General features: G+C 59.5%; 11 protein-coding genes. All 11 read left to right on the plus strand.

From position 1 onward, the window contains the following. The first annotated feature begins 206 nt into the window (after positions 1-206). Entirely contained in the window at positions 207-1220 is a 1014-nt protein-coding gene (locus tag JI721_RS08875; RefSeq protein WP_274454521.1) for a sulfonate ABC transporter substrate-binding protein, read from the plus strand. Positions 1221-1246: 26 nt separating this feature from the next. Further along, a complete protein-coding gene (gene ssuD / locus JI721_RS08880; RefSeq protein WP_274454522.1) occupies positions 1247-2395 on the plus strand; it encodes an FMNH2-dependent alkanesulfonate monooxygenase in 1149 nt (382 codons plus the stop codon). Further along, the gene (locus JI721_RS08885) at positions 2392-3174 is read left to right on the plus strand and encodes an ABC transporter permease subunit (RefSeq protein ID WP_274454523.1); all 783 of its coding nucleotides are present in this window, start codon (positions 2392-2394) and stop codon (positions 3172-3174) included. Before ssuD ends, JI721_RS08885 begins: the two co-directional genes overlap by 4 nt. Before the next feature lie 12 nt (positions 3175-3186). Continuing rightward, the gene (locus JI721_RS08890) at positions 3187-4014 is read left to right on the plus strand and encodes an ABC transporter ATP-binding protein (RefSeq protein ID WP_274454524.1); all 828 of its coding nucleotides are present in this window, start codon (positions 3187-3189) and stop codon (positions 4012-4014) included. Next, entirely contained in the window at positions 4011-4565 is a 555-nt protein-coding gene (gene ssuE / locus JI721_RS08895; RefSeq protein WP_274454525.1) for an NADPH-dependent FMN reductase, read from the plus strand. The genes JI721_RS08890 and ssuE overlap by 4 nt, the downstream gene beginning before the upstream one ends. Positions 4566-4979: 414 nt before the next feature. Next, positions 4980-6500, plus strand: coding sequence for an aldehyde dehydrogenase family protein (locus JI721_RS08900; protein WP_274454526.1), 1521 nt, complete (start codon positions 4980-4982; stop codon positions 6498-6500). A gap of 52 nt (positions 6501-6552) precedes the next feature. Further along, the gene (locus tag JI721_RS08905) at positions 6553-7758 is read left to right on the plus strand and encodes an iron-containing alcohol dehydrogenase (RefSeq protein ID WP_274454527.1); all 1206 of its coding nucleotides are present in this window, start codon (positions 6553-6555) and stop codon (positions 7756-7758) included. A 138-nt stretch (positions 7759-7896) separates the two neighbouring features. Next, positions 7897-8301, plus strand: coding sequence for a cupredoxin domain-containing protein (locus JI721_RS08910; protein ID WP_274454528.1), 405 nt, complete (start codon positions 7897-7899; stop codon positions 8299-8301). A gap of 387 nt (positions 8302-8688) precedes the next feature. Beyond that, positions 8689-9381, plus strand: a complete 693-nt coding sequence (locus JI721_RS08915; RefSeq protein WP_274454529.1) for a response regulator — start codon at positions 8689-8691, stop codon at positions 9379-9381. Continuing rightward, on the plus strand, positions 9378-10835 hold the full coding sequence (locus tag JI721_RS08920; RefSeq protein WP_274454530.1) for a sensor histidine kinase: 1458 nt from the start codon (positions 9378-9380) through the stop codon (positions 10833-10835). Before JI721_RS08915 ends, JI721_RS08920 begins: the two co-directional genes overlap by 4 nt. A 125-nt stretch (positions 10836-10960) precedes the next feature. Next, positions 10961-11575: an FMN-binding protein gene (locus tag JI721_RS08925; protein ID WP_274454531.1), complete on the plus strand. Its 615-nt coding sequence runs from the start codon at positions 10961-10963 to the stop codon at positions 11573-11575. The last annotated feature ends 51 nt before the right edge of the window (positions 11576-11626 follow it).

Genomic DNA, 11626 nt, shown 5'->3' on the forward strand with positions numbered 1-11626 from the left:
CTGGACCCAGCTCGGTCCTGCGAGCCGCTTGCATCCAATCTCATCGACTCGTCGACCGGACCACCGGAGACGCTTGAGCCTCGTTGCGTGAAGCGATGGGTGCCCTGCGTCTCCGTTTTGTTTTCGGACGCCAGCGAAGGGGCGCTGTGCACATTGGATGTAAGAGCAAAGCGGCCGAAGGTGTCACGTAGAAAGGGGTAAAAAACATGACGAAACAGTACACACGAACGTTGGGATTTGCAGCGCTGGCAGCTGTGATGATCGCGGTGGCGGGCTGCGGGACGACAGCCGGATCCGCCTCCGCTTCCAACCAGGCATCCGGAGCGGCGCCGGCCACCAGTACCTCCAAAGGTACGATTCGCATCGGGTATCAACTCTACGGCACAACGGTCATGATGATGTACCGCGGGCAGCTGACCAGCCAGCTCGAGAAGCTTGGGTACAAGGTGCAATGGATTCAGTTTGAGGGCGGCCCGCAGCTGCTGCAAGCGATGAATGCAGGCAGCATCGACCTCGGCGAAACCGGCGATACGCCGCCCATTTTTGCGCAATCGGGGGGCACGCCGCTGGTCTACCTGGCGCACGAGCCAGCCAGTCCACAGGCGGAGGCGATTGTCGTTCCGCAAAATTCTCCCATCAAGTCGGTAAAGGACTTAAAAGGAAAGACCGTGGCCTTCAACAAAGGCTCCAACGTGGAGTACTTGCTGGTGGAGCAATTAAAGAAGGCAGGATTGAGCTTTAACGATATCACCCCGGACTACTTGACGCCATCCGATGGCCGCGCGGCTTTCCAATCTGGAAAGGTGGCTGCGTGGGTGATTTGGGACCCTTACTACGCGGCGGCACAGACCGCAACACACGCGGTCACGATTGCCGATGGAACGGGGGTTACCAATAACTATCAGTTCTATTTTGCGACGAAGTCTTTTGCGCAGGAACACCCCGACATCGTTCAAGACTATTTGAAGGCCCTGCAGCAGACGGATACGTGGGTGGAAAGCAACAAAAGTCAGGCCGCGAAGTTCCTCGCGCCCAAAATGGACATTGATGCGAAGTCGCTGGAAACCGCGCTGGGACGGCGGGGGTACGGTGTGGAGCCGATGACCAGCGATGTTATTCAGGAGCAGCAGGACATCGCCAACACGTTCTATTCGCTGAAACTAATTCCAAACGCCATCACAGTCAAGGATGACGTGTGGTCCGGCAAGCCGCAGGTATAAGCCTGCGTATCAAGGGAGGTTACAACATGAAAGCATTTTGGTTCATTCCCACGCACGGAGATAGTCGATACCTGGGAACCAGCATCGGGTCGCGGACCATTGATTATGCGTATCTGCGTCAAATTGCACAGGCCGCTGATTCACTGGGGTATAACGGTGTGCTGCTGCCGACGGGCCGGTCGTGCGAGGATGCGTGGGTCGTTGCTTCGTCCTTGATTCCCGCAACAGAGCGCCTGAAATTTCTCGTCGCCATTCGCCCAGGCCTCATGTCGCCGACGGTGGCTGCTCGCATGGCAGCAACGTTTGACCGACTGTCGGGCGGGCGTTTGCTCATCAATGTCGTCACCGGCGGCGACCCCGAAGAGCAGCAGGGTGACGGGTTGTTCCTGAGCCATGACGAACGTTACCGTGTGACGGATGAGTTTCTGGAAGTGTGGCGTCGTGAGCTGACTGGCGAGACGGTCGACTTTACCGGCGAACACCTGCACATCAAGGGCGGCAAGGTCCTCTATCCGCCCGTGCAAAAACCGTATCCGCCGCTTTATTTCGGAGGGTCCTCCAGCATCGGCCAGGCCATCGCGGCCAAGCATGTGGATGTCTATCTGACCTGGGGCGAACCGCCGGCGCAGGTGAAAGAAAAAATCGAAACGGTCCGTGCGCTGGCTGCCAAAGAGGGACGGGAGGTTCGCTTCGGCATTCGGCTGCACGTCATTGTCCGGGAGACCGAGCAGGAAGCCTGGGCGGCGGCAGAGGACCTTATCCGCTATGTGGACGACAACATCATTGAAGCGGCGCAGAAGGTGTACGCGCGCATGGACTCTGTCGGACAGCAGCGGATGACGGCGCTGCACAAGGGAGACCGGTCCCACCTGGAAATCAGTCCGAACCTGTGGGCGGGTGTCGGTTTGGTGCGCGGGGGAGCAGGCACTGCGCTGGTCGGGACGCCGGATGTCGTGGCTGAGCGCATGCGAGAGTACGAGGCGCTCGGAATTGAAACCTTCATTTTGTCCGGCTACCCCCACCTGGAGGAAGCCTACCGAGTCGCTGAACTGTTGTTCCCGAAACTCGATTTGCAACCGGAGTCCGTTCTGGAGGGGACGTCGTTTCTGAGCCCGTTCGGGGAGATTGTGGCGAATGAACTGGTCCCGTCACAGGTGGTGAACACTACACGATGAGCGGCAGGGTGCAAAAACGGCACTGGGATGGTTTGCTGCCGCTGGTCATCCCCGTCGTCATCCTCGTCGTGTGGCAAGTGCTGGGGGATGCTGGCATCCTGTCGACGCGCATCTTGCCAACGCCGCTCGGCGTGGTTCAGGCCGGAATCCAGCTTTCCCAACAGGGCGTGTTGTGGCAATACATCGGGACGAGTACAGAACGTGCCTTTATCGGCTTCTTCATTGGCGGCTCCATCGGGTTTCTGCTGGGCTTGCTCAACGGCCTATATCGGACTTCCGAGAAACTCATTGATTCGTCCATCCAAATGATTCGTACCATCCCCCACTTGGCGCTGATTCCGCTGGTGATTGTCTGGTTCGGTGTCGGGGAAGAGGCGAAGGTGTTTTTGGTGGCGCTGGGCTCGTTGTTTCCGATTTACGTGAACACGTTTTTCGGCATCAAGTCGGTCGACGCGGACCTCATTGAGATGGCCCGGGTCTACAGACTGTCCTGGTGGAAGATGTTTTGGAAGGTCATTCTGCCAGGCGCCCTGCCTTCGATACTGGTCGGCGTGCGGTATGGGCTGGGTGTGATGTGGATCACGCTGATTGTCGCGGAGACCATTTCGGAGAACTCGGGCATCGGCTACATGACGATGAACGCCGAACAATTTATGCAGATGAATGTCGTGGTGCTCGGCATCGTGATCTACGCGCTCCTTGGAAAACTCTCGGACTGGATGGCATCCATGATGGAGAAGCGCTGGCTGCAATGGCATCCAAACTATTTGTCGAAGTGAGGGGAGCCACGCATGTCCGATTCGCTTGGTGTGGAACTTGCAATTCGTCATCTAAGTAAGGACTTTGGGTCCACAACGGTGCTCCGGCGCATTGAACTGACGGTTGCGCCGGGTGAATTTGTCGCCGTTGTCGGCCGCAGTGGTTCCGGCAAAAGCACGCTGCTGCGCCTCATCACAGGACTCGAGTGTCCGACGTCGGGCCAAATTTTGCTGGATGGTCAGGTGGTCTCCGGGATTCACCCGGATGTTCGGGTGATGTTTCAGGATGCGCGGCTGCTGCCGTGGCTGAACGTGCTGGACAACGTGAAAATTGGGTACGATTCGGGCGCAACCGACGCGTCGCGTGCGCTGGCGGCGCTGGCGCGCGTTGGGTTGTCCGAACGCGCGCGCGAATGGCCGGGTGTGTTGTCCGGCGGGCAGCGACAACGAGTCGCCCTCGCCCGCGCCCTGGCTTCCGAACCAAAAGTGCTGCTGCTGGATGAGCCCCTCGGGGCGTTGGACGCACTCACCCGCATGGAGATGCAGGCACTGATTGAACAGATTTGGCTGCAACGGAAATTCACCGCGCTGTTGGTGACGCACGACGTGGCAGAGGCGATTGTGCTGGCCGACCGCGTGGTGCTGATTGACCAGGGGCAAATCGCCCTTGACCTTCCGGTAACCTTGCCGCGCCCGCGAGAACGGAATCAGCAGTTTGTCCGGCTGGAACGACTGGTGCTGGACAGAATCATGCGTCCAGAACTGGCGCCCGTCAAAATGGCGGAGTCGAACGGTGCGCCAGGCGAGCGGATTCACTTTGGCGCAAATTCAGAAGAACAGAGGGGGAGCAGCAGCCGATGAGCCAAATTGTGCTGATTTCCGGAAGTCCATCCGAGCCGTCGCGGACATCCAGTGTGCTGCGATGGATTGGGCTTCATTTTGAGTCACAGGGGATTCAGACCCACCTCATTTCCGTGCGGGACCTGCCGGCGGAAGACCTCCTGTACGGGCGGACGGGGAGCCCGATTGTGCTGGAGGCCAACCACCTCATCGCCAGTGCGGATGCGGTCGTGGTTGGAACGCCGATTTACAAGGCGGCTTATACCGGAATTTTGAAGGCCTACCTGGACAGCCTGCCGATGGGGATTTTCGAGGGCAAACCTGTCCTGCCCATCGGGGTGGGCGGCTCCTTCGCGCACCTGCTTGCCTTGGACTACGCCTTGAAGCCGGTGTTGAACGTGATGGGAGCCCGCATTCTCGAACAGGGGGTGTACGGGCTGGAAAGTCAGCTGCCGCGCACCGAGGCGGGCACGGGCTATCAAGTCTCCGACGAGTTGGAGCGTCGCTTGACGGAAGCCTGTGACGCACTGTTGCAGCACATGGCGCTGACCCGTGAAATTTACACCCCGTAAGTGAACTTTGACGTGAGCCAGGGGAAGGCATCCGAACGAGCCGCCGCCGCAGGTTGTGGGCGGGCGGCTCGTTTGGTCTTTGCGCAGCTGCGTGGCACGGGAAAGGGGGCAAGGCCGCGAAAAAGCGAGATGCACCGCCTCCGGTAGCCCTGTTGATGTGATAATCTATGAATAGGGTGAATATAATGGCAACGGTTTTTGGAAGACCATGCAGGCTCCCATTCGCGTACAAAGAAACGGCTTTTTGAGCCGGTCCCCAAACAACCGGTCGTTCGGAGGTGACGTGGCCGAGGGTCGTGTACGGCAGTGATCCATCGTGACGGCGTTGCGGAAGGTTCTGCATGTGGGTTGAAGGTTGGCTGTCGTGAATCCGTTTACAGTACATGCGTGCGCAAGTACGAAGGAGGTTTCCCTGTGGCGACAGTATTGGAAGTCAAAGAATTTCCGCTGTTCATCGGCGGGAAGTGGACCCCTGCGCAGTCGGGTGAGACGTTTGACGTCATCAATCCAGCGACGGGGCAAGTGGTTGCGAAAGTCGCGAAGGCCGGCAAGGAAGATGTCGACCTGGCGGTACAGGCGGCGCGCAAGACGTTTGACAGCGGCGCATGGTCCAGGCAATTGCCCGAGACGCGGGCCGCGATGCTGATGTTATTCGCGCAAAAAATCATGGAGAACGCAGATGAACTGGTCTACCTGGAATCCATCAGTTCCGGCGGCACGGTGCGCCGCGTCGGGTTTTCCGACATTCTGCAAATCGCCGACCTGCTGATGCAGACGGCGAAGTTCATCCAGGAGTACAAATACGTCGAACACCTGCCGGTCCCGCCGTTTCCGGGCCCTGCCGCCGGGCAGGTGTGGCGCGAACCGATTGGCGTGTGCGCGGCCATCACTCCGTGGAATTTCCCGATGATTCTCGCGATGTGGAAGGTGGTCCCCGCGCTGGCGATGGGCAACTGCATTGTCGTCAAGCCTGCTTCCAACACACCCCTGTCCACATTAAAGCTGGCGGAGCTGGCTTCGCAGGCCGGCATCCCGGCGGGCGCCTTCAACGTGGTGGCCGGTCCGGGCGCCAGCGTGGGCGAAGCACTGGTGACCCATCCGCTGGTCGACAAGGTGGCGTTCACCGGGTCCACGGAAGTCGGCCGCAGAATCATGCAGATGGCGGCGGGATCGGTCAAGAAAGTGACTCTCGAGCTGGGCGGCAAATCACCGTCCATCATCCTGCCGGATGCGGACCTGGACATTGCCATCCCCGGGGCGCTGTTCGGGGTGTTTATGCACGCCGGCCAAATTTGCGAATCGGGTACGCGCCTGTTTGTGCACGAGTCGATGTACGACGAAGTCATCGAACGACTGGCTGCGAAGACCAAGGAAATCAAGCTGGGCGACCCGCTGAGCAGTGAGACGGGGATGGGCCCTGTGGTTTCGAAGCAGCAGTTTGACACGGTGCTACAATACATCCGCCTTGGCCAGGAAGAAGGGGCGCGGCTGGTGTGCGGCGGCAAGCCGGTGGTCGTCGAGGGCTGCGAGGGCGGATACTTCATTGAGCCGACCATCTTTGCCGACGTGACCAACGACATGCGCATCGCCCAGGAGGAGATTTTTGGGCCGGTCCTGGTCGTGATCAAATACAAAGACGTGGCGGAAGCGATTCGGCTGGCCAACGACACGATGTACGGCCTCGCTGCGGGCGTGTGGACGCGCAATATCAATGAAGCATACCGCATCGCGCGCGAACTGAAAGCGGGCACCGTGTGGATCAATGACTGGCACATGCTCCGCTCGGACGCCCCGTTCGGCGGCTACAAGCAGAGCGGATTTGGCCGGGAACTGGGCCGTCACGCGCTGGATGAGTACACACAGGTGAAACACGTACATGCATCGCTGGTGCCGGAAGTCGAGAAGCGCACCTGGCTCGGCATGCTGTTCGGGTGAGCCGGGTCGCTGCCGTCAGTGGACCGATTTCAGAATGGAAAGGCGGAGAGGTATGACGACGACCTATTTTCAGTTTGGCGTACGGACTGCGGTACACAGCGGATCCGGCTGCCGCACGCTGCTTCCGGAACTGTTGCGGGGGCTCGGCGGGCACCGGGCGTTACTGGTGACAGACAAGGGCCTGACCAAAGCGGGCGTCACCGCACAGGTCAAGCAGCTGTTTGACGGGCTTGTGCAGCCGGTTCGGTTGGTCGGCGTGTTTGACGATGTCGAACAGGATGCGAAGGGGGCCATCATCAACAAGGCGGTGGACCGGTACAAGGCCCTCAGCGCAGACTGCCTGATTGCGCTCGGCGGGGGCAGCGTGCTGGACACGGTCAAGGCCATGAAGTGGATGATGCACAAGGGGCTGCAGGATGTGCGCATGGGCCTTTTGACCAACACCATTGAGATGTTTCCAGAGGCGCAGTACATCCCCATCCCGCACGTGGCGCTGCCCACCACGGCAGGCACCGGTGCGGAGGTGTCCCCGATTGCCGTCGTGTTCAACGAGATGCTGAACATCAAAACAAACCTCATCAACCCATTTGTGGCGGCGGATTTTGCCTTGCTCGATCCCGATTTGACCGTGGGACTTCCGCCCCGAATCACCGCCTTCACCGGGTTTGACGCACTGACGCACGCCCTGGAGGCGTATTTCTCGCCAGTGGCCAACCCGATGGCCGACGCCTATGCCATTCAGGCGGCCCGTATGATTGTCGACAACCTGGAGACGGTGGTCCACGAGGGCACCAACTTACAGGCCCGAGCGAACATGCTGATTGCCAGCTGCATGGCCATTTCGGCGTTCAGCGTGGCTCTGAACGCGATTCCGGTGCACAACATGGCCCACGCGTTCGGTGCCAAGTTCAACATTCCCCACGGCCTCGCCAATGCTGTGCTGCTGCCGTACGTGATGGCCGCCATGCCGGATTTCTACTTGCCGCGCGCGCACGGGTTTGCGCTGGTGCTGGGCCTGAAAGACGCACCGGCTGACGCTGCCGGCGCGCTGGCAGCCGTTGTCGAGTACATCACGGAGCTGCGCAGGCGGGTGGGACTGCCGGACACGTTTGCGGAGTTCAACATTCAGCCGTCCGATTTGCCGCAGATGGTGAGACTGGTGCAATCCGACCCGTCCGGGATTTTGTTCAAATTGCCAGATGTGGTCATCGAGCAGGTGTCGCGGCAGGTCGCGGGTACACCCGTCGCAGTCTCCTGACGCGTTTGGGTTCTGGGGATGTCGGAGGCCGCCGCCAGGCTGCCCTTTGGGCGGCCTGCGTGCGGCCTGCGACCGTCCGAGGTATCATAGTAGACGTATCCAGCCGTGATTTACGGAGGCATCAGAGGAGAGATGATGGTGTACAGCAAACGCTGGATGCCCTTTACGGTATCCACTCTTTTGGGCGTATCTTTTGCATTGGCTGGATGTGGACAAGGGTCCGGACAAGGTTCATCCGCTGGACAGACGCCCGTCAATCCGGCCAATGCACAAGTCGTTCACGTACAGGCATCTGACTTTACCTGGACGCTCGACAAAACAACCTTTTCAGTCGGGAAGCCCATTGAGTTCGACCTGACCTCGAAGCAGGGAACGCATGGCTTTTCCATCGTCGGAACGTCCGTGACCAAAACCATCACGGCGGGGCAGCCGCCCGTGAAGGTGTACTGGACGCCGACAAAGCCCGGCACCTACACCATTCGCTGTGACGTCTTCTGCGGCAGCGGTCACCAGAACATGTTCACCTCCTTCAAAGTCCAGTAGTGGCTGCGGGCGGCACCCAGTGATGCGGTGTGTCCGCCCCGGCCACCCGTTCGGGCGGCACCGCTGGGTTTTGGTCTGGCATCTCCACAAGTTCTCCATCTTTTCTCCACGGTTCATTGACCACGGCATCGCCGGGGTCGGGTACCCTCAAGTGGAAATTCCCCATTTCAGGCACCGTTCGACGGTGTCCATGCTATGGCCGCATGCCCCCAGGCGGTGTTTCTCGTCTGCGTTTGTGCGACGGTCATGGTTGGTGAGCTGGACGGGCTCTATCGGCGGCTCGATGGTATACGATCACGGTCTTGGCGTACAATTGGCACACAGTCCATCGACCAAGCAACCTTGATGGCAACCTTGAGAGAAAGGTCTGAATCTGGAGGCGGTGTGATGCAGGCGACCATTTTACTGGTCGATGACGAGCCGAAGGTGATTGACTTCGTGCGTCCCTTCCTGGAGAGCGAAGGCTTCCGCGTCATCACGGCTGAAGATGGGGATACAGCGATCCGGCTCGCGGACACAGAGGCGCCGGATTTGGTCGTCCTCGACTGGATGCTGCCTGGGCGGTCAGGCATCGAGATCTGCCGCGCTCTCCGCCAGAACTCGGATGTAGGCATCATCATGCTGACCGCGAGGTCGGAAGAGGCGGATAAGGTGCTGGGCCTGGAAGTGGGCGCGGACGATTACCTTGTGAAACCGTTTGGCTTGCGCGAGTTGGCGGCCAGAATCCGGGCGGTCCTGCGGCGTAAGAACGAAGCGTCGGGATCGGCGCACGACGAAGTTCTGGTGCGGGGCGAACTTCTGATTGACGAAGGGAAGGTCCGTGTCCTCAAACATCAGCGGGAGGTTGCGCTGACCCCTACCGAGTTCAAGCTGCTGGTCACCTTGGCGCGGCGACCGGGCGTGGTCTACTCGCGGCTCCAGCTCATGAAGGCGAGTGTGGGTGAAGAATACCTGAACTACGAGCGAACGGTCGATACGCATATCAGCCATTTACGGCAAAAGATAGAGGATGACCCGTCCCAGCCCAGGTACATCCAGACGGTGTATGGCATGGGGTATCGGTTTGGTGAACAAGTGTGAAGCTGCGAACCAAGCTGTTTGTCATCATGGCTGCGCTTGCGGTGTTTATGGCCCTTGTGTTTTTCACGTTTTCCCGCGTGTACATCCTTCGGGTTTTTCCGAAGTACGCGGATGCTGCGCAGCAAAGCGAGGCCAGACAATGGGCTCGCACGTTGGCATATTATTACCAAACCCACGGAAATTCGTGGCGCGGTGCGCAGTTGTACGTTCGAAGTGTGCTCAGCAGCGGCGAAACCGCAAGTGACCGAAGCCGTGACGACGACCACGTGGAAGAAGTGCTCGTCAAAGACAACAGCGGGCACTCCGTGTTTGACGTGAAGGACGGCGATTCGGACGGAGATGGTGATCACGACCAAGACGATGCAAGCCCTGCGCCTGCCGCACACGATGTTGACGATGTGGCAGCGTATCCCATCACCGTGCAAGGGAAACAAGTTGGCACGGTGGTGGTGAGTGACAGAGGCTCGGAAAACCTTCGAGCTCTGGAGGACCGCGCCCTGGACTCGACGGTGGCCGCGACCTTTTGGGCGGTGCTGGTGACGACGGTGATTGCCCTGGTTATCGGGGCCTGGTGGTCGGGACGGATTACCGGACCGCTTCGTCAACTCGTGCAGGCGATGGAGCGGGTTGCCAAGGGTGAGCGGGAGGTTCGCGCCGACATTCATACGAACGACGAATTGGGCCGAGTCGCGGCCACGTTCAACGAGATGACGCAGCGGCTGTTTCAGGTCGAGGAGGCCCGTAAACACCTCGTCGCGGACGTGGCCCACGAATTGCGCACCCCTTTGACCATTCTGCGCGGACAGTTGGAACTGATTCAGGAAGGGATTTCAAAGCCAGATTCACAGACCTTTCTGCCGCTGCTGGACGAGGTGATCCGACTGGAGCGGCTTGTGGAGGACCTGCGCCAATTGTCGTTGGCGGAGGTCGGGGCGCTTCCGTTGAATCGACAGCCAACCGATATTGTCCAACTCACACAAAACATTGTGAACAACTTTCGGGCTGAGGCCGAAGAGCGCTCCATCCGCCTGTCCGTGCAATCCGACGTGGAGCACTTGGTGTTCCGCCTGGATGACCATCGCATGACACAGGTCCTCGTCAACTTGCTCGGCAACGCTATTCGCTACACTCCGGAACACGGAGAAATCTCCGTGCACATCGGCGTGGTTGGACAGAACTGTGCCATTTCCATCCAGGATACGGGCCCCGGCATCGAGGAGAAGCACCTCCCCTATATTTTTGACCGTTTGTACCGAGCGGACGAGAATCGCTCGCGGGGCACCGGTGGAATGGGGCTGGGGCTGGCGATTGCAAAGGAATTTGTGCAAGCCCACGGTGGTGTGATTGAGGTGCAAAGTACGGTGGGGAAAGGAACCACGTTCACCGTGATGATTCCACAAGATGTTTCTGGCAATGATTGCATGGATGATTCTCCACGGTTTCTTGACCATTGACACGCGTGCCGTCGTTATACTGAGCGTGCAATGTTGCGCATCAGGCTGCTACGGACGCCGGGATGAAGTCGTCCAACCATGATGCCGATGAAGAGAAGCCATGCCTTTACCGGGGAGGTGCAGATATGGCGGGCAGAATGAGCCATAAATTTGTTGCGCTGTGCAGCGCTGCGGTGGGCGCGATCTATGTGACCGGCTATGTGGTGACGGATGCTGCGCAGCCGGCCGAAGCGAACAGCGTTCCCAAAGCCCCGCATACGGCAGCCTCGGCTACGACGTCGGCGAAAACCCCATCCTCTGCTGTGAAGCACGCACCGAACGCCGCGGGTGGGAACTCGTCGACCACCGGTTCATCGAACGATGCGCCGAGTGCCGCCGCATCAGGCGGCGGTGGTACGTCCAGCACCGGCGGTGCAGCGGCACCTGTCCAGGTCACCCCCAAACCGAAGACCCAGCCCATGTACCTGGATGGGACCTATACCGGGTCGGGATCGAATCGAATTGGCACGGTGCAGGTCGCGGTCACCATCAAAAACGGAAAAATCGTCAGCGCAGACATTACGGGGTGCTACACGCACTACCCGGAGTCCTATATTGACCCGGTGCTGCCGAATGAAGTTGTCGCGCGGCAAAGTGCGGACGTGGACATTGTGTCCGGCGCAACACTCAGCTCACAAGACTTCGCGGATGCCGTCAATCAGGCGCTCAGTCAGGCGAAAAATCCGAACTACGGGGGATGATTGGAAACATGCCCCTGAACCAACCGACAACGACCTGGCGCAGGTCGGAGC

Origin of the sequence: Alicyclobacillus cycloheptanicus, from assembly GCF_028751525.1 — a bacterium.
GTDB lineage: Bacteria > Bacillota > Bacilli > Alicyclobacillales > Alicyclobacillaceae > Alicyclobacillus_L > Alicyclobacillus_L cycloheptanicus.

Excerpts from the sequence above, each read along its gene's own strand:
- ssuE (WP_274454525.1), top strand. The coding sequence starts at position 4,011 with ATGAGCCAAATTGTGCTGATTTCCGGAAGTCCATCCGAGCCGTCGCGG.
- JI721_RS08890 (WP_274454524.1), top strand. The coding sequence starts at position 3,187 with ATGTCCGATTCGCTTGGTGTGGAACTTGCAATTCGTCATCTAAGTAAG.
- JI721_RS08875 (WP_274454521.1), top strand. The coding sequence starts at position 207 with ATGACGAAACAGTACACACGAACGTTGGGATTTGCAGCGCTGGCAGCT.
- ssuD (WP_274454522.1), top strand. The coding sequence starts at position 1,247 with ATGAAAGCATTTTGGTTCATTCCCACGCACGGAGATAGTCGATACCTG.
- JI721_RS08925 (WP_274454531.1), top strand. The coding sequence starts at position 10,961 with ATGGCGGGCAGAATGAGCCATAAATTTGTTGCGCTGTGCAGCGCTGCG.
- JI721_RS08915 (WP_274454529.1), top strand. The coding sequence starts at position 8,689 with ATGCAGGCGACCATTTTACTGGTCGATGACGAGCCGAAGGTGATTGAC.
- JI721_RS08905 (WP_274454527.1), top strand. The coding sequence starts at position 6,553 with ATGACGACGACCTATTTTCAGTTTGGCGTACGGACTGCGGTACACAGC.
- JI721_RS08885 (WP_274454523.1), top strand. The coding sequence starts at position 2,392 with ATGAGCGGCAGGGTGCAAAAACGGCACTGGGATGGTTTGCTGCCGCTG.